Source organism: Vibrio sp. CUB2, from assembly GCF_001557945.1.
GTDB classification, from domain to species: domain Bacteria; phylum Pseudomonadota; class Gammaproteobacteria; order Enterobacterales; family Vibrionaceae; genus Vibrio; species Vibrio owensii.
Map to the genome: position 1 here is coordinate 216,942 of NZ_LNRB01000005.1, position 19,217 is coordinate 236,158.

Below are 19,217 nucleotides of genomic sequence, written 5' to 3' on the forward strand. Positions count from 1 at the left end.
AATTGTCATGAGCTTATCTCCGGGGGCGAAGTTCAGACTCGCCATTGAGCAAAATAACCCGCTGCAGATCGTCGGCACCATTAACCCATACTGCGCCATGATGGCGAAAAACTTGGGTCACCAAGCCATCTATTTGTCGGGTGGCGGCATCGCCAACGCATCTTACGGTTTGCCAGATCTTGGCATCACAACATTGAACGATGTTTTGGTGGACGTAGACCGCATCACCAACGCGTGTGATTTGCCGTTATTGGTTGATATCGATACGGGCTTTGGTGGTGCTTTTAACATTGCACGCACTATCAAAGCGATGGAAAAAGCGGGTGCGGCGGCAGTGCACATGGAAGACCAAGTGGCGCAGAAGCGTTGTGGTCATCGCCCAAACAAAGCGATTGTTAGCCAACAAGAAATGGTCGACCGAGTGAAAGCGGCGGTGGATGCGCGTAATGACGAGAGCTTTGTCATTATGGCTCGTACTGATGCGTTAGCGGTGGAAGGCATGGATAGCGCGATTGAACGAGCGATTGCATGTGTGGAAGCGGGCGCAGATATGATCTTCCCTGAGGCAATGAATCAGCTCGACCAATATCAACAGTTCTCGGCAGCGCTTGAAGACGAGACAGGGAAGCACGTTCCAATTCTTGCCAACATTACTGAGTTTGGACAAACGCCGCTATACGGCTGTGAAGAGTTAGCCCAATCCAAAGTGGACATGGTTTTGTACCCATTGAGCGCATTCCGTGCAATGAACAAAGCGGCTGAGATGGTTTACAAACACTTGCTTGAAGTTGGCAACCAAGAAGCGTTGCTTGATTCAATGCAGACACGAAAAGAGCTGTATGAGCACCTTAATTACCACGACTACGAGAATAAGTTAGACAAGCTGTTTTCGGAGGGTAAATAAGGTCAACAAAGAAACAAACGGAAGCCCAAGAAAAGAATCTCTAATCCAATAACGTGAAAATTGTCTGATTCAAAAGAGCCCATTAAGAGATCCAAATCAGACAGAAAAGGAGTTCAACAATGCCTCATTCTGTAGAAAAGAAAGCTGAGATAGGTGGCGCAGGTCTACGCGGTCAAAGCGCTGGAAGCACAGCTTTATGCACTGTCGGTAAAACGGGGACAGGTCTAACGTATCGTGGTTACGATATTACGGACTTGGCAAATCATGCTCAATTTGAAGAAGTCGCGCATTTGCTGTTACGCGGTCACTTACCTAATCAACAAGAGCTAGACGCCTACAAGACACATCTATTGAGCTTGCGTGGCTTACCAGCGGAGCTTAAGCAAGCGTTAGAGCTGATCCCTTCTGATGCTCACCCGATGGACGTTATGCGCACAGGTTGCTCTATGCTGGGTAACTTAGAGCAAGAAATGGACTTTGAGCAACAGCTCCATGCTACTGAGCGAATGCTGGCGCTTTTCCCTGCCATCATTTGTTACTGGTATCGCTTCAGCCACGATGGCGTACGAATCAAAACGCACGATAACAGCGAAGACTGCATAGGCGGCTACTTCCTAAAACTTCTTACTGATAAAGCACCAAGCGAAACGCACAAAAAGGTGATGCACTGTTCTCTGATTCTTTATGCAGAGCATGAGTTTAATGCCTCAACATTTGCGGCGCGCGTGTGTGCTTCTACGCTTTCTGATCTTCATTCTTGTATCACAGCTGCTATCGGCACGCTACGTGGTCCACTTCATGGCGGTGCAAACGAAGCGGCGATGGAGATGATTCAAGATTGGCAAACGCCAGATGAAGCAGAAGCCAACATTCTTCAGATGTTAAAGAACAAAGACAAAATCATGGGCTTTGGGCATGCGATTTATCGCGAAAGTGATCCTCGTAATGCACTGATCAAGCGTTGGTCAGAAGCGTTATCGAAAGAGGTGGGTGACACACATCTTTATGCGGTCTCTGAGCGTGTGGAATCCGTCATGAAGCGCGAGAAAGGTCTGTTCTGTAATGCCGACTTCTTCCATGCTTCGGCTTACCACTTCATGGATATTCCAACCAAATTGTTTACGCCAATCTTTGTGATGAGCCGACTGACAGGCTGGGCGGCGCACGTGTATGAACAACGCGCGAACAACCGAATCATTCGCCCAAGTGCGGATTATACCGGACCGGATCATCAAGACTGGGTGCCAATCGAACAACGCTAGCGCGTGACGCCTCTTTGTGAGCTTCGTCTTTCATGGCATTCACAAGGGGCGTCTCTTTCACCGCGAATCCATTTCAAAAACAGTATCGCGGTGCGTTCAGGCACAAGATGTACACTAAAGCGGAAGCAAGCCCATGAGCATCACCACAAATATAAATACTCAATATCGTAAGCCGCTCCCGGGAACCCAACTCGATTATTTTGATACCCGAGAAGCAGTTAACGATATTTCTCCTGGAGCCTATGAAAAGCTCCCTTACACCTCACGCGTTTTAGCAGAGCAGTTGGTTCGTCGCTGCGACCCAAATACGCTCACTGATAGCTTAAAACAGTTGATTGAACGCAAGCGTGATCTTGATTTTCCTTGGTATCCGGCGCGCGTAGTTTGTCATGACATCCTTGGACAAACGGCATTAGTCGACCTCGCTGGTCTACGTGATGCGATTGCCGAACAAGGCGGTGACCCAGCGAAAGTAAATCCTGTGGTTGAAACGCAGTTGATCGTTGACCATTCACTTGCGGTTGAACATGCAGGCTTTGACCCAGAGGCGTTTGAGAAAAACCGCGCGATAGAAGAGCGTAGAAACGAAGACCGATTCCATTTTATTGAATGGTGTAAGACGGCGTTTGAGAACGGCAGTGTTATTCCTGCGGGTAACGGCATCATGCACCAAATCAACTTGGAGAAGATGTCTCCAGTGGTGCAAGCCAAGCAAGGCATTGCTTACCCAGATACCTGTGTCGGCACGGACAGTCACACTCCTCACGTTGATTCACTTGGCGTTATTGCGATTGGTGTCGGCGGTTTAGAGGCGGAGACGGTTATGCTTGGTCGTCCGTCGATGATGCGTTTGCCAGACATTGTTGGGGTGAAGCTGACTGGTAAGCGTCAACCGGGTATTACCGCTACCGATATCGTGTTGGCGATTACCGAGGTTCTACGCAATGAACGCGTGGTTTCATCCTATCTCGAATTCTTTGGCGAAGGGGCGCGAGATCTAACCATTGGTGACCGCGCGACCATCTCAAACATGACGCCAGAATACGGCGCAACCGCTGGGATGTTCTACATTGATGAACAGACCATTAATTACCTCAAACTTACGGGGCGCGATGATCAACAGGTCGACTTGGTCGAGAAGTACGCTAAGCAAACCGGCCTATGGGCAGATGATTTAGATACTGCCGTTTACGAACGCGTACTTGAGTTTGATTTGTCCCAAGTCGGCCGCAATCTGGCAGGTCCATCTAATCCTCATCGTCGTTTACCTACCTCAGATCTTGCTGAACGTGGTGTTTCTGGCGAGTGGCAAGAGAAGGAAGGCGAACTTCCAGATGGCGCGGTTATCATCGCGGCGATTACTTCTTGTACCAATACCAGTAACCCAAGAAACGTTGTTGCAGCGGGTCTGGTCGCTAAGAAAGCGAATGAGCTTGGATTGGTGCGCAAACCTTGGGTGAAGTCTTCATTTGCTCCGGGTTCTAAAGTTGCTCGACTCTACCTTGAAGAATCTGGCTTACTCCCTGAATTGGAGAAGCTTGGTTTTGGTATCGTGGCTTATGCGTGTACAACCTGTAACGGTATGAGTGGCGCACTTGACCCGAAAATCCAACAAGAAATCATCGACCGAGATCTGTATTCAACGGCGGTACTTTCTGGGAACCGCAACTTTGATGGTCGAATTCATCCTTACGCAAAACAAGCATTCTTAGCATCGCCACCTTTGGTCGTTGCATACGCGTTAGCCGGTACGATTCGTTTTGATATCGAACGTGATTCTTTAGGCACAGACAAAGACGGCAAGCCGGTTTACCTCAATGACTTGTGGCCAACGGATGAAGAAATTGATGCTGTGGTGGGTGAGTACGTTAAGCCTGAGCAATTTAATCAAGTCTACATTCAAATGTTCAAACTGAATGATGAGGCTCGTAACCCGAATCCACTCTACGATTGGCGTCCGATGAGTACGTATATCCGTCGACCGCCCTACTGGCAAAAAGAGGGGGAAGGTGCTTTAGCTGGTGAGCGAACTCTGTCTTCAATGCGTCCTCTCGCCGTTTTAGGCGACAACATTACGACCGACCATTTGTCGCCATCGAACGCAATTTTGGCAAGCAGCGCAGCAGGTGAGTACCTCGCGAAGATGGGCGTGCCAGAAGAAGACTTTAACTCATACGCGACTCACCGAGGCGAGCACTTAACCGCGCAGCGCGCTACTTTCGCTAACCCGAAACTGTTCAACGAAATGGTCAAGGAAAACGGCGAAGTCGTGCAAGGATCGCTGGCAAGAGTCGAACCTGAAGGCAAAGTGACACGCATGTGGGAAGCGATTGAGACTTACATGAATCGCAAGCAGCCGCTTATCGTGGTCGCAGGTGCGGATTATGGTCAAGGATCGTCCCGAGATTGGGCGGCGAAAGGCGTTCGCTTGGCGGGTGTAGAAGCCATTGTTGCTGAAGGGTTTGAGCGTATTCACCGTACCAATTTAGTTGGCATGGGTGTACTTCCTCTGCAATTTAAAGATGGCGTGAACCGAAATACGCTCGAATTAGATGGCACTGAGCTTTATGACGTTATCGGCGATATCACTCCAGGTGCTGATTTGGCGTTGGTGATTACCCGTGCAAATGGCGACAAGGTTGATGTGCCGGTGACTTGTCGACTCGATACCGAAGATGAAGTTCACGTGTACAAAGCGGGCGGTGTATTACAGCGCTTTGCTCAAGATTTCCTCTCGCAATAGATAGCGCAATAACGGAGCAAGATATGGATAGCAAGATGCAAAGCCAAATCAAAGTCCCAGCGACTTACATGCGCGGCGGTACGAGCAAAGGTGTGTTCTTCAACCTTGAAGATTTGCCACAGCCAGCGCAAGTTGCAGGTGAGGCAAGAGACAAGCTGCTACTTCGTGTGATTGGTAGCCCTGACCCGTATGCCAAACAAATTGATGGCATGGGTGGTGCGACTTCCAGCACCAGTAAAACTGTGATTGTGTCGCGCAGTCAGCGAGTCGATCACGACGTTGATTACCTGTTCGGGCAAGTATCGATAGATAAGCCGTTTGTCGATTGGAGTGGTAACTGCGGCAACCTTTCTGCCGCAGTCGGACCTTTCGCCATTCATGCAGGGTTGATCGACCAAGATCGTATTCCTCAAAACGGCATCGTTACCGTTCGTGTATGGCAGGTGAATATTGGCAAAACCATATTGATTCATGTGCCAATCGTAAATGGTTTCGTTCAAGAAACAGGGGAGTTTGAGCTTGATGGTGTGACGTTCCCTGCAGCTGAAATCCAAGTTGATTTTGTCGACCCTGCTGATGGTGAAGGCAGCATGTTTCCAACCGGTAATCTAGTCGACGATTTGGTCGTGCCAGATGTTGGGACGTTCAATGCCACCTTTATCAACGCAGGCATACCGACGATCTTCGTAGACGCAGAAGCGCTCGGTTACCAAGGCACTGAGCTTCAAGATGACATCAATAACGATGAATCAGCCCTTGCGAGGTTCGAGTTCATTCGTGCTCATGGCGCGTTAAAAATGGGGCTTATTGATTCGCTCGAAGAGGCTCAAACACGTCAACACACGCCTAAGATTGCGTTTGTTTCTCAGCCTAAATCCTATTTATCGTCGAGTGGTAAAGCAGTAGAGGCTGGTGAGGTCGATATTCTCGTTCGAGCTTTATCTATGGGCAAGCTTCACCATGCCATGATGGGAACCGCAGCGGTCGCCATTGCCTCGGCGGCATGCGTCCCAGGTACTTTAGTCAACTTGGCAGCTGGTGGCGGAGAGAAAGAGTCTGTGACGTTTGGGCATCCATCAGGAACGCTTAAGGTGGGGGCGAAAGCCAAACAAACAGAACAAGGTTGGGTGGTTGAGAAAGCCATTATGAGCCGCAGCGCGAGAATACTGATGGAGGGCTTTGTGCGTGTTCCCTCCAATGTCTTTGAATAACACAATTGCATGGTAGTGATACTTAAGAAAAGCAATGTCAGGACATACTGGAGGAAGCAATATGTCTGCATATCAAAAAGAATACCTTTGGGCGCAAAATGAACCGGAAAACTTTTGGCGTGCTCAAGCTGAAAACATCGATTGGTTTGAAGCGCCAAACACCATCTTACAAGCTGACGAACATGGGATTGAACGTTGGTTTCCTGATGGCGTATTGAACACGTCATGGCTCGCGTTGGATTATCATTGCGAGCAAGGAAGAGGCGATAAAACCGCCCTGATTTATGATTCGCCAGTGACGGGGCAAAAACAAACATACAGCTATCAAGCTTTGCGCGACCAAGTGGCAAAGATCGCGGGTATGCTTTCTAACCAAGGCGTAACCAAAGGCGATCGTGTGGTCATCTACATGCCGATGATCCCAGAAGCGGCAATGGCGATGCTGGCGTGTGCTCGATTGGGGGCGATTCACTCGGTCGTGTTTGGCGGTTTTGCCCCGAATGAGCTCGCCGTTCGAATTGAAGATGCGGAACCCAAAGTCATTATGACGGCATCTTGTGGCATCGAAATTAATAAGGTGATTCCATACAAACCCATGGTCGACAAAGCCATTATGGACAGTCGTTGGAAGCCAGAGAAAGTCTTTGTTCTTCAGCGCCCACAGTGCGAAGCCGAACTTAATCTTGAGCGTGATTTAGATTGGCAGCAAGAATACGCGCAAGCTTTGCCTCATGCGTGTGTCCCTGTGCTAGCGACAGATCCTCTTTATATTCTGTATACCTCTGGCACAACAGGTAAACCTAAAGGCGTGGTACGTGACAATGGTGGCCATGCCGTAGCGATGAAATATTCGATGACGTCGATTTATAACATCCCTCAAGATGGTGTGTTCTGGGCGGCATCGGATGTTGGGTGGGTTGTTGGTCACTCTTACATTGTGTACGCGCCGCTGATTCATGGCTGTACAACTATTCTATTCGAAGGCAAACCGGTGAGAACACCGGACCCGGGTGCATTCTGGCGTGTTTGTGACGAATACAAAGTGGATGTGCTTTTCTCCGCGCCAACCGCTTTCCGTGCAATTAAGAAAGAAGACCCAGAAGGCGAGTTCATTAAGCAATACGACTTGTCCAATCTCGACTCTATCTTTATGGCGGGCGAACGCCTTGACCCACCAACACTAGAATGGGTAGAAAGCAAAGCAGATAAACCGGTCATTGATCACTGGTGGCAAACCGAGACTGGATGGGCGATCGCGGGCAATCCGACCGGTATCGAGGTAATGCCGGTAAAAGCAGGCTCTGCTACCAAGCCGATACCTGGCTATCAGGTCGAAATTCTCAACGAAATGGGCATGCCAGTAGGTGCAAATCAGCAAGGTTTTGTGGCATTGAAACGCCCATTACCACCAAGCTGCCTACCGACTGTCTGGCGCAACCATGATCGCTTTGAAACAGGTTATCTCAGTCAATTCCCGGGTTACTACGTATCGGGAGATGGCGGTTACCTAGATGAAGATGGTTACCTGTTTATCATGGGTCGTATTGATGACGTAATTAACGTCGCAGGTCACCGTCTATCTACTGGTGAAATGGAAGAAATCGTTGGCGGTCACCCAGCAATTGCGGAATGTGCGGTAGTCGGTATCCATGATGAGTTAAAGGGTCAGCTACCGCTTGGTTTCGTGGTTCTTAAAGATGGTGTGAAGATTGATGATCTAACGCTAGAAGGTGAGTTGGTGGGTAAAGTGCGCAACGAGATTGGCGCTGTGGCTTGCTTTAAACATGCACTGGTTGTTGACCGTTTGCCAAAGACCCGCTCAGGTAAAATCTTACGCAGGACCATTCGTCAAATAGCCGATGGCGAGCAATACGTGGTGCCATCAACTATTGATGACCCATCCAGTCTTGGCGAAATCGAACGAGTGCTTAAACGTGGCTAGCTAAGTAAGATCTTAATTAAGTGCGCCCTTAGGTTATCTATGAGCAAGCACAAACACCGGAGCCTCTTGCTTTGTCGGCAAGAGGCTTTTGCATTCCTGCTTGCTTAATCTTGTGTTAAAACACACACTATATGGATTCCTGTTTTTGGCTTCTTTTCCTATGTCTACTTTTGTAATCAAACCAGCGCTTTTTGACGATCTTGAACAACTCAATGATTTGATGTTCGAGCTACATGATGAGCACCATATCCAATCCCCAGAGCTGTTTAAAACCGCAGAAGAAATCGAACAAGAAAAGAGCATTGCTCGTTATCTCGATAATCCTGAATGTTTGGTGTATGTCGCTAGAGTAGAGGATGAGATCATCGGCTTTGTATCAGGGCATTTCTGCGAGCTTATTTCTACGGTTAGTAAACCTGTGATGATGGGGAGCGTTGATGAGCTATACGTTTTACCCGAGTATCGCAAGCAAGGCACTGCGAAGGCTTTGATTGAAAAGATAGAGGCGACATTCGTCGATTACGGAGTGAAACAGATGTTTGTTGAGGTTTGGGACTTTAACCAGACAGCGATTTCTCTCTATGAGAACCAAGGTTTTGGGCATCATATTCATTGGTTAAGAAAGTCGTTATCTGAACGTTAATTAATGCGTAGCTAAGACGGTAACTTAGTGACTTATGTAAGCTGATGATGCAAAAGTTGAGTCTACTAGTCAGTATTTGCTATTAGTTTCGTCGCAATGTGCGGCGACTCATTCTCATCCAAATTGGTGATGTTGTTTTTGTTTGCTTGTTTTGTAAGTGGCACATGAATAGTGCCTCATAAAACAAGAGGAAAATAACATTGAATCTATCAAAAACCTTACTTGCAACGGCGTTATTGCCAATGTTGGCAAGTGCAGATCAAGTCACGCAGACACAAAACAATGAAATTCAGCCGGATATCGTGGGTGGTATCACGGCAAACCCCAATGACTGGAAATTTTATACGCAGATAGTCAGCCGCAATGGTAATCGTTCTTTTTGCGGGGCGAGTTATATTGGGGGCGGTTTCGTACTTACTGCTGCCCACTGTGTTGACGGTGACACACCAAATCAAATAGCGGTAAAAATTGGTGGTGTGATTTATAACGGCACTGATGGCGTACGTTCCAATGTCAGCCAGATCTATATTCATCCTTCTTATAATGCTTCTACGCTTTCTAACGACATCGCATTGCTTAAGCTCACTTCAATTCCTTCTGGTGTTGCGAAAGTGGATATAGCAGCAGGCAGTGTCTCGCAATATGCAGGCGTCGGTGATTGGTTAACCGTCGCTGGCTTAGGCCGAACTTCGGAGGGGGGCAGTTCACCAATCGCGCTGCAAGAAGTGGATGTTCCTCTGGTCTCTGATGCGACTTGTCGACAAGCTGGCGGCAATTACACCACAGTTGGCTCCGTATCATTCTGTGCGGGTGTTCCGCAAGGTGGCATTGATTCTTGTCAGGGAGACAGCGGCGGTCCCATCGTTGTTAAGAACAACGGTCTTGTCACTCAGCTAGGTATCGTCAGTTGGGGTATAGGTTGTGCCAGACCGGGTAAGTACGGTGTGTACAGTGACATTGCAGCGTTGCGTAGTTTTGTTGATGGTGTAATAGGTACGACAACGCCTCCGACAGATAATGTTTCTGTTGGTTACACGGCAAATCAGACTTTAAGTTCTTTTAAAGTGGGTGAGCTGAAGCAGCACAGTTTCAGTATTCAAAATATCGGTAATGTTGCGTTTACTGTCGAAAGTGTGGGATTGCAAAGTTCTGGCGTCACGAAATCTGTGATGATCACCAGAGACCAATGTTCACAATCGACACTCAATGCAGGCGGCTCATGTCGTGTCGATGTGGAGTTTGGCGCTTCTCAAGCAGGTGAGGCGAGCGTCGCTTTGGCTTTTGGTATCGATAAAACGAGTACTACATACCAAGCAGTGGCTACAGCTTCCGCCACTAGAACAACGACACCGCCTTCTGGTAGTTGTGACAATGAATGGAAAGCGAGTGGTGTATACAACACGGGTGAAACCGTTACTTGGGCTGGTCAATTATGGCAAGCACAATGGTGGACTCAAGGCGATAACCCATCAGAATCTGGTCCGTGGGGAGTATGGCAGTCAATAGGCAGTTCAGATTGTTCTGGGACTAATCCTCCAACAGAGCCTACGCCACCAACGCCGCCATCTTCAGGTGATGCTTACCAAGCGGGTACGAATTACTCTGCAGGGGATGTAGTGACGAATAATGGTGCAAGTTACCAATGTAAGCCTTGGCCAAACAGTTTGTGGTGTGGCTCAACTCCAAGTGCTTATGAGCCGGGTGTGGGCTCAGCTTGGACAGATGCATGGTTAAAGCTGTAAAAGCATAAGTGAACCATAAAGAGAGTTTATTTGTTGTCGACAATAAGCTCTCTTTCTTGTTTCAATTCTGAGAAGGCGTAAAATCCACGTAAATTCCTCTGACGTTAACTTAATATAACTGGCAAAATCGCAGCCAATATTTCGAGTTATGTCTGATTTTTGTCAGAACTATTTTGAAGAGTGTCGCAAAGCGTTTTTTGACATGTGTGCTAAATGTACAACTGGTTACTTAATTTATGTCGAAAAATATTGGTAATCCTGCCATCATAGCTGAGTGATTCTTCTTTTTTGTTAAAGGTCGTATTTTGTGCTGAGACAGCTGTTTTTTCTCATCCTGTATTCCATTTCTTTGTTTGTATCTCCTACATCTGCCGCGAATCCTCTTCCTGAAGACGTTAAAGGGGCGCTTTGTATTGTCCGCGCAGATGACAAACTGGTTTTAATCCATGAAATATTAACCAATAAGATTTCTCTTCCTGGTGGCACTGTTATTGAAGGTGAGTCACCAAAGCTCGCTGCTCAGCGAGAAACTTGGGAAGAAACTGGCTTAGTTGTCACCGTTGGCGAGGAGCTAGGTAGAACGGATACAGCTGTATTCTATGATTGTGTCTCTGATTCAGAAGTGATTGCGTTTTCGATGACCAACACTTTAGATGGGAACGAGCTTCCAATTTGGTTTGCGCCGCATTATGGCGTAGAAGTCGCCTCTGCAATGATTGCAAACCCGAGCAACATGTCAGCGTCTCTTTACCGTTATCCCGCGCAGTGGAAAGAGGTGGCTGAATTTTATTCGCGAGCGACAAATCAATCAGTCGTTTATGTTGACCAGTTGATAGATTCCGCACCGGGGTTTCGTCAACTTGAGCTTTCTTGGATGGTTGATCTACAAAGCTGGATCGCGTCATTTTCGTCAGCAAGCCGTGAAACAACCTGTGAAGTTGCGAAATTGGTAACGAGCATCAGTAATCCAACGTTTCTGCTGTTCTTGTTCCCGTTTGTCATGATGAAGTTTGATAGCCGTTTCGTTTACCGTCTATTTTTCTCTATCACTGCGACTTCTCTAATGGTATTGGTTGCGCAACAGGGGTTCTCGCTACCAAGGCCGCACGTTTATATGCCGATCACAGAGTTAACGCATAGCTTTGGCTTTAGTTTCCCAAGCTTGCCGATCGCGATTTGGTTCTGTGTGATGACCTTCTTATTCCAAAGAACGAAGAGCTTTGGTTTAAATCGAGTCACTTTGTTGACGGGCTTGGTCACTTTAACCGTAATGTTCTGCAAGTTCTTCTTAGGGACTGCGTTTATTCTGGATATGTCTGTTGGTGCGTTGCTGGGCGTTCTAGTGGCATGGCATGTTTTACGTTTGGAAGATAATCCAGAAATCGATGTCGATAGACTGCTCACCTCGAAAGGGGTTTGGTTCACCATGACAGCAATTACGGCGGTGATTTCTGTTATCTGGCCATTGCCTGTGTTCACCAGTTGGTTAGCGATTTTAATTACAGCGTCTGCACTGGTTATGACATTTAAAGAGTCGGATATTCGATTTGAGCGCCAGCAGATGTTGTTCGTTATTTTGGCCTTGTTGTTGGTTGATCAACTCTATCTCTACTTGGGAACAACGGTTTCGTTCAGTGGGTTCTGGTCTCTGGTCTTTAATACGTTCCATTATCCGTTGCTAATGCTGACTTTTATTACGTTAGCTAGAAAACTGACGTGTGGAAAGCGTGCGAAACAAGGCGCTTAGCTAGAAAATGGATAACAAAAAGCCTCGCTCAAATGCGAGGCTTTTTTACATCAATTCAGTTCGATTCAGAGGATTACGCGTTAAGCACAAATTTCTCGATCGATTTTGCTACACCGTGCTCGTCGTTGCTGACTGTGATGTAGTCTGCGATTTGTTTGGTTTCTTCCATTGCGTTCGCCATTGCGATACCAAGACCTGCGTATTCAAGCATGTGGTGGTCGTTTTCGGCATCACCCATACAAATCACTTCTTCAGCTTTGATGCCTAAGTATTCTGCGATGGCCGAAACGCCGACGCCTTTGTTACTTGATGGATTCAAAAATTCCAAGAAGAAAGGCGCACTTTGCACAACGGTAAACTCTTGTTTTAGCTCTGCTGGTAGTGCTGAGATAACTTCAGTTAGTTTGCTTGGCTCTGCAACCATCATTGCTTTAATGATCGCGTGATCATCTTCTAGCGCATCAAAGTTCATCTCAGTGACTGCTACGCCATTGATTTTTGCTTCGATGTCGGTGTAAGGGTTGTTTTCTTCTGTGATCAGACCATGCTCTTGGCTGAATGCGTGAACATAAGCGCCAAGCTCGCGTGCTTTGCGTGCAATTTTCTTCGCAGCTTCGCCATCAATGATCTGCTGGTGGATGATTTCATTGGTGCCAATGTTTTTCACCATAGAACCGTTGTAGTACAAAACAAAGTCTTTGTCAGAGTTGATGTTTAACTCGTCTAGCTTGTCTTGCATTCCCTCAAGAGGGCGGCCAGAAGCAAGGACAACGGTAACACCCGCTTCGCGTGCTTTTGCAATGGCTTGCTTGTTCTCTTCAGAAATTACTTTGTCGCTGTTTAGCAACGTGCCGTCCATGTCTAGGGCGATCAGCTTGTACATCTTTACTTACCTTAAAAAATGGGGAACCTGCGTATGAAACTACAAAACGACCTATTTTAACAATTTATTTTTGGTTTAAATTGACCTGAGTGCGCCTCTCCATTAAGGTCTTCGCCTCGAAGTATAATGAGTTGAGTGAGTTCTACGTTGTATAAGCTAAATGAGATGTTTGAAACCATCCAAGGGGAAGGGGTTTTCACTGGTGTGCCAGCGGTTTTTGTGCGTTTGCAAGTATGTCCGGTTGGGTGTTCTTGGTGCGATACTAAACAGACTTGGTACGCAGAAGAAGAAGACCAGCGCCAGATCGGTGATATCTTGGTGAAAACAGAAGATTCTCCAACATGGTGTTTCGCCTCGGCAGAAGACATCGTAGCTGAATACAAAAAGCAGGGCTTCAATGCGAAGCATATTGTGATCACTGGTGGCGAACCATGCATTTATGATTTACGTGCGTTGACGGCTGCATTTGAAGAAATGGGTTGCCAATGCCAAATCGAAACCAGTGGTACTTCAGAAGTAGTGACTTCAGAAAGTACATGGGTGACGGTGTCACCTAAAGTCGCAATGAAAGGGAAGCTACCAGTACTCAAAAGTGCATTAGAACGCGCAAATGAGATCAAACATCCTGTAGGCACCCAAAAAGACATCGATCAGCTTGATGCATTGTTGGCCACAGCAGACATTGCTGAGAAGACGGTAATCGCACTTCAGCCTATCAGTCAGAAGCCTCGCGCTACGCAACTGTGTATTGATACCTGTGTCGCTCGCAACTGGCGTTTGTCGGTTCAAACTCATAAATACCTAAGTATTGCTTAAGCTCGGAGAGAAAGATGAAAAAAGCAGTCGTTGTTTTCAGTGGTGGACAGGACTCTACAACATGTCTGGTTCAAGCTTTAAAAGAGTTTGACGAAGTACATGCCATCACATTCGATTACGGTCAGCGTCATAAGCTGGAGATTGAAGTGGCTGAGAAAGTTGCAAAAGATCTTAGCGTTGCTGCACACAAAGTGATGGATGTTGGCTTACTGAATGAACTGGCCATTAGCTCTCTGACGCGTGACGACATTCCTGTTTCTCATGAACTTCAAGAAAACGGTTTGCCGAACTCATTTGTTCCTGGTCGCAACATTTTGTTCCTAACGCTTGCTGGCATCTACGCTTACCAAATTGGCGCAGAAACCGTTATTACTGGTGTTTGTGAAACAGATTTTAGTGGTTATCCAGATTGTCGTGATGATTTCGTGAAAGCGATGAACAGTGCCTTGGTTAAGGGTATGGATCGTCAGTTTGAAATCAAAACTCCGCTAATGTGGTTGAACAAAGCAGAAACGTGGGCATTGGCAGATCAATATGATGCGCTGCAACTAGTTCGTGAAAGCACGCTAACGTGTTACAACGGCATCATCGGTGATGGTTGTGGTGATTGCCCGTCTTGCGACCTGCGCAAAGCGGGCTTAGATGACTATCTAAACAACAAAGACGCCGTTATGCAGTCGTTGATTCAAAAGCAGAAGACGGAAGATCAATAGGCTCGTTATACGCATCAATCACGGCATTATGTCCGTTCTTTTTAGATTGATACAAAGCTTGGTCTAGTATCGAATACAACTCATCGAAGTTACTGAGTGGCTTAGACGTTGAGAGGTAGGCCAAGCTTGCTGTCACATTGAGAGTTTCGTCGTTAGTGCTCTTAATTTGTTTTTCAGAGATAGTTTTGTGTAAGCTCTGGATACGAAATGGCACATCAATCTCATCCACGTTCTTCAACAGCAAGATAAACTCTTCGCCTCCCAAACGACCAAGGTATTCGCCTTTGTTCAATTTAACTTGAATCGCTTTACACACGTGCTTCAACACCAAGTCGCCAGTTGGGTGTCCGTGCTTGTCATTGAGCAGTTTAAAGTTGTCTAAGTCGATCAGGGCTAATACATAACGCATATCTTCTGGGGCACTGACGGTCTGATTTCTGATTTTTTCTATGATAGTACTTCGGTTTAACGAACCGGTAAGTCTATCTAAGCGTGATTTGATCTTGGTATTGCGTAATACAAATAGCACGACCAGTAAAATAGTAAGCAAACAGAAAATCACAAAGTTATAAGCACGTTGCTGTTCACCTAACTTCTCAAGTTCCAAGAGCTTAAGGTTTCGCTCGTTGTCTATTTTGACCAGTTGAAGTTCATATTCGTACTCGCTTTTTGTTAGATCCAACGCCTCAATTGCTTTTACGTTGTTGGCATCACGGCTAGCAAGTTCGAGCTTTGCGTATTTTTGATAGTGTGAGAGGGCGTTAGAAAAATCATTCTGCTTTTGATAAATCTGCGACAACAACAGCTGAGCTTTGGCTTGTAGTGCTGATGTGGAATTTTTATTGGCGAGTTCTAACGCCGCTTGCGCGTGTTCCAAAGCCTCACGCAGAGAATCGTGCTTCAAATAAGCAAAGCCTGCCGTAAGATGGCTTTCAGTTTGCAAACGCTTATTTTCGTATTGCTTACCCAATGCAAGCGCACTTTTAATGTAAGGTACTGCACTTTTCAAATCGCCAGAATCAACATAAGCGGAACCAAGTCCAAGATAAGTTAACCCTTGACCGTAGGGGTAGTTAAGATCCTCAAGAAGCGTCAATGCATTCTTGTAGTGGCTGACCGCTTTTTCATAATCCATAGACTTGCTATACATCGCCGCCAAGCTATGTTCGACCTGCGCTACTTCTAGCGGTGTTGATTCAAGTTGGCGTGCCAACAATGCCTGTATTAAGTATTGTTCGGATTGCTCAAACTGACCTAACTCGCTCAGTAAGTTACCGACGTCATTGTAAACACCGGTTGGGTCACTCTGAGTCGGCATTTCTGTCAGCAATCGACGGTACAAATTCAGTGCAATTTCATACTCACCGCGAAAGTCAAAGTTGTTCGCGATAACACGTAAAGCAAGATCCGAAGGGATATTTTGTTGATGAGCGCCCGATAAATGATTGTTCAATGATGAACAAAAGAAACTCGCTTTGTGGTACTGGCCCTGTTGATTCAACGTGTAGCAAAGCTGATAGTTTATCAATGCTTTAGTTTCTTCATCACTTCGCTGTTTTGCACTTTGGAGTAAGGAAGTAAAAACGTTTACCGACGTATCGTAGTTGCCATTTTTTCGTTCTGTCAGTGCAAGAATGTATTTGGACTCAAGCTTGGCAAAGCGGTTTTCTAATATTTGACTGCTTCCATAATACGGTTGATCAATGTTAGACATGTATTCGTAAATCAAGCCGCTAACGTACAACTTTTCGCTATTAGAATCGGCGCTATGATACCGATCTTGTAGCATGCTGAGCGCAGACTTAGCGTTTGTTTTCATCGTAGCTTGATAGACAGCATGCCATTGGGTGATATTTTGAGTGTCACTTGCGTTTGCCTGACCGCCGATTAGAAGTGACGCAAGCAAAGAAAGCAGGGTACGCATAGTGATGTAACCTTATGTTATTTTTATATTGTTTGCTCAGAATGATATACCAATTAGGTACAGTTCATTGTGACAAAAGCCGAAGGGTATAGATAATGGAATGAAGAAAATTATGCGCTCGGTCGAGCTTTACATCGAAAAGGTAAGTAACAATAAAGCAGACCCCAGCACGATGCTGAGGTCTTTAGGAATTAGCCTACGTACAGTTTAGCTAGATCTTGAGGTTCAACCTCTTTACCTTCTAGCTGAGCGTTCCAGTTTGTACCAACAAGCACGCCATCTTCTGCAAGAGTTAGAAGCCAATCTTCAACAAAGATATCTAGAGGGATTTCTAGTACTTCGAAATCTGCCCATTCTTCAACGTTGTGTGTTTGTGCATCTTCCTTAGTAGACCAGAAAGGCATAACCTCGCTGTTTTCGAATTCAGTTGATTCACAAGATAGCCAACCTTCTTCATTACGTAGACCCCAAACCAACTGGTTTTCTTTGGTTTCAGCAACGAAAAGGTCAAGGTTTGCTTGGATATCTGATGTAAGTTTGCTCATTTCAAAACTCTCATTGTTATGACGCGAGTAGATTACCACTAAAGTGCCGATTCCTAAAGCATAATACGGTTTAGCAAGGTTGAAAAAGAAAAGGAGCCGAAGCTCCTTAAATTGTATTTTCAGGAAGAGTGGTAAATATTGTCCACTCTTTCTTGATTTCACCTTTGTAACCCACAACGGAAGCGGTCACTCTGCGGTTGAGCGCATGGCTGACTTCATCCGTGCCTTGTTGGGCTAAATGAGTATCGCCATAACCTACGATTCGAACACGATTTGCCGCAATACCGTAACCTAATAGTGCAGAACGGACGTTGTTCGCGCGACGCTTAGATAGGTCTAAGTTATGGGTTGAGCCACCGACCTTACTTGCATAACCGTGCAGCTCAATAGATGTGGAAGGGTATTCGTTCAAAAACTCAGACAGCTGACGGATTTGACGGTGGAACACTGGGTTAATTTCATCAGAATCATTAGCGAATAAGACGCGAACTTGCATTTGTTCTGATGATTTAATGTACTCACCGCAGCCGTCGTTATCGATCTCTGATGTCGGCGGCGTTCCCGGGCATAAATCTCTGGCGTTAATTACGCCGTCATCGTCATCATCTTGAAGATCTGCTATTTGCTGTGCATTCGGAGTGACCATGTAGTCGTATTCATCTTCTGCGAATGCTTGGTTCACAGACAAAATCAATCCAAGTGAGAATAGAATCTTTACTGTTTGCATGTCTTAGTACTCCACCTTCTGATTCCATTCTGTAGGAACGTCGACGCGTAGGGCATTCAATAGTTGTCCTGTTGCGTTCATCACACGATATTTTGCGTATTGCTCAGCATATTTCGCATCTAAGTAATCTTTGCGTGCTTCGAACAATTCATTCTCTGTGTTCAACAGATCAAGTAAGGTACGTTTACCAATTCGATACTGTTTCTCATAAGCAATAACAGTTTCAGATGCTGAATCTACGTGATCAGACAAAAATTGTTTTTGTTGCTGGGTAAGATCCAATGCACTCCATGACAAACGAAGGCCTTCTTCAACATTTCGGTATGCGCGTTCACGTAAGTCTTTAGCTTTGTTCAATTGATAAGCAAAACTCTCGGCATTTGCTGCGTCGCTGCCACCGTTGTACAAGTTGTAACGCATTCGAAGCATTGCAGTCGTTTCGTCACTATTTCCTTCGATACCAGCGGCATCATCACGCCATGTCTGTGCTGCTTCTACCGAGATCGTAGGGTAATAATTGCCTTTTGATTGCTTGTATTGAAACTTCGCTGAATCAACGTCTGCTTTAGAAATTTTGATCACTGGGTGAGAGTCAAATGCCAAGTCAACGGCGTCATCCACTGTGTATGGAATGAAGTTTTGATCAGCTCGAGGGAAGATTAGTCCTTGTGGAGCTTGCCCTACTAATCGAGTAAAGATGGTATGACTATCAAACAAATTGTTTTGTGCCGCGACCAAATTACCGTGAGCTTTTGCTAGGCGAGCTTCTACTTGGGTTAAGTCTGCGGTTGAGCCAATTCCTGAATCTACGCGTTTTTTGATGTCTTGATAGATCTTTTTGTGCACTTTCAGGTTGTTTTCTGAAAGCGTTAATACTTCATAGGCTTTTACTGCATCTAGATACACTTTAGTCACTTCAAGTGCTGTATCTTGAGCATCTGCAAGCAGTTGATAACGAACAGACTCAGCGTCAGCGGCCGTTCTATCAATGTCGTTTAGCGTTGCAGAACCATCCCATATAAGTTGGGTTAGGGTGACCGTTGCTTCTTTACGAGTTAAGTCTGTTGAGTCTCTGCCACCTTCGGCAGGGTTAATACCTTCATAACCGATACCTGCATCCAGATCGACTGAAGGGAGGTAAGCACCACTCGAGGCTTCATTCACATACTGCTTACTTACGAATTCATTAAACGCGCTTTTGATGTCTGGATTGGTGATAAGCGTGTTTTCTACTGCTTGCTCTAGTGTTTGCCCGAAAGCAGGGCTAACGGTAAGCACACCAAGACATAGGGCGTTGGCACGAGTCCACTTCACTTTAATTCTCCTAGATTTAGTCAAGTCTGAAGGCGAGAAATTATTCTTATAAATTAGGGATAACTCTATAGGCGTCAATAATCTAACGCACAAAGCTATTA

General features: G+C 46.1%; 15 protein-coding genes. 10 read left to right on the forward strand and 5 right to left on the reverse strand.

From position 1 onward, the window contains the following. Positions 1–7 precede the first annotated feature (7 nt). The 8 genes from prpB to ATB78_RS10160 all read left to right on the forward strand — a co-directional run bounded on the left by prpB (position 8) and on the right by ATB78_RS10160 (position 12,194). Positions 8–904, forward strand: a complete 897-nt coding sequence (prpB, locus tag ATB78_RS10125) for a methylisocitrate lyase (protein ID WP_061008590.1) — start codon at positions 8–10, stop codon at positions 902–904. Between the two features lie 119 nt (positions 905–1,023). Next, positions 1,024–2,166 carry a 2-methylcitrate synthase gene (gene prpC / locus ATB78_RS10130; RefSeq protein WP_038894135.1) on the forward strand — a complete coding sequence of 381 codons (1,143 nt, stop codon included), beginning with the start codon at positions 1,024–1,026 and terminating at the stop codon, positions 2,164–2,166. Positions 2,167–2,299: 133 nt separating this feature from the next. Further along, the gene (gene acnD / locus ATB78_RS10135; RefSeq protein ID WP_061008591.1) at positions 2,300–4,909 is read left to right on the forward strand and encodes a Fe/S-dependent 2-methylisocitrate dehydratase AcnD; all 2,610 of its coding nucleotides are present in this window, start codon (positions 2,300–2,302) and stop codon (positions 4,907–4,909) included. Between the two features lie 23 nt (positions 4,910–4,932). After that, the gene (gene prpF / locus ATB78_RS10140) at positions 4,933–6,120 is read left to right on the forward strand and encodes a 2-methylaconitate cis-trans isomerase PrpF (RefSeq protein ID WP_061008592.1); all 1,188 of its coding nucleotides are present in this window, start codon (positions 4,933–4,935) and stop codon (positions 6,118–6,120) included. A gap of 61 nt (positions 6,121–6,181) precedes the next feature. Continuing rightward, positions 6,182–8,062, forward strand: a complete 1,881-nt coding sequence (locus tag ATB78_RS10145) for a propionyl-CoA synthetase (protein WP_045419140.1) — start codon at positions 6,182–6,184, stop codon at positions 8,060–8,062. Between the two features lie 160 nt (positions 8,063–8,222). Further along, positions 8,223–8,705: a GNAT family N-acetyltransferase gene (locus ATB78_RS10150; protein ID WP_005443631.1), complete on the forward strand. Its 483-nt coding sequence runs from the start codon at positions 8,223–8,225 to the stop codon at positions 8,703–8,705. 200 nt (positions 8,706–8,905) lie between these two features. Then, positions 8,906–10,447, forward strand: coding sequence for a trypsin-like serine protease (locus ATB78_RS10155; RefSeq protein WP_061008593.1), 1,542 nt, complete (start codon positions 8,906–8,908; stop codon positions 10,445–10,447). 307 nt (positions 10,448–10,754) lie between these two features. Further along, complete coding sequence (locus tag ATB78_RS10160) at positions 10,755–12,194, forward strand: bifunctional NUDIX hydrolase/phosphatase PAP2 family protein (protein WP_045494885.1); 1,440 nt, start codon at positions 10,755–10,757, stop codon at positions 12,192–12,194. A gap of 73 nt (positions 12,195–12,267) precedes the next feature. On the opposite strand, the gene ATB78_RS10165 is transcribed toward ATB78_RS10160, so the two are convergent. Continuing rightward, positions 12,268–13,077, reverse strand: a complete 810-nt coding sequence (locus ATB78_RS10165) for a Cof-type HAD-IIB family hydrolase (RefSeq protein ID WP_061008594.1) — start codon at positions 13,075–13,077, stop codon at positions 12,268–12,270. A 165-nt stretch (positions 13,078–13,242) separates the two neighbouring features. On the opposite strand from ATB78_RS10165, the gene queE reads away from it, so the two are divergent. Together queE and queC are read left to right on the forward strand one after the other, a co-directional pair. Next, positions 13,243–13,893 carry a 7-carboxy-7-deazaguanine synthase QueE gene (gene queE / locus ATB78_RS10170; protein WP_061008595.1) on the forward strand — a complete coding sequence of 217 codons (651 nt, stop codon included), beginning with the start codon at positions 13,243–13,245 and terminating at the stop codon, positions 13,891–13,893. Between the two features lie 14 nt (positions 13,894–13,907). Beyond that, positions 13,908–14,606, forward strand: a complete 699-nt coding sequence (gene queC / locus ATB78_RS10175) for a 7-cyano-7-deazaguanine synthase QueC (protein ID WP_061008596.1) — start codon at positions 13,908–13,910, stop codon at positions 14,604–14,606. On the opposite strand, the gene ATB78_RS10180 is transcribed toward queC, so the two are convergent. The 4 genes from ATB78_RS10180 to ATB78_RS10195 all read right to left on the reverse strand — a co-directional run bounded on the left by ATB78_RS10180 (position 14,563) and on the right by ATB78_RS10195 (position 19,116). Beyond that, complete coding sequence (locus tag ATB78_RS10180) at positions 14,563–16,530, reverse strand: GGDEF domain-containing protein (protein ID WP_061008597.1); 1,968 nt, start codon at positions 16,528–16,530, stop codon at positions 14,563–14,565. The two genes, queC and ATB78_RS10180, sit on opposite strands and share 44 nt — an antisense overlap. Before the next feature lie 191 nt (positions 16,531–16,721). Then, complete coding sequence (locus ATB78_RS10185) at positions 16,722–17,075, reverse strand: DUF2750 domain-containing protein (protein WP_005443612.1); 354 nt, start codon at positions 17,073–17,075, stop codon at positions 16,722–16,724. Positions 17,076–17,181: 106 nt separating this feature from the next. Beyond that, complete coding sequence (locus ATB78_RS10190) at positions 17,182–17,802, reverse strand: OmpA family protein (protein ID WP_061008598.1); 621 nt, start codon at positions 17,800–17,802, stop codon at positions 17,182–17,184. 3 nt (positions 17,803–17,805) lie between these two features. After that, a complete protein-coding gene (locus tag ATB78_RS10195; RefSeq protein ID WP_020197554.1) occupies positions 17,806–19,116 on the reverse strand; it encodes a TolC family outer membrane protein in 1,311 nt (436 codons plus the stop codon). Positions 19,117–19,217 lie beyond the last annotated feature (101 nt).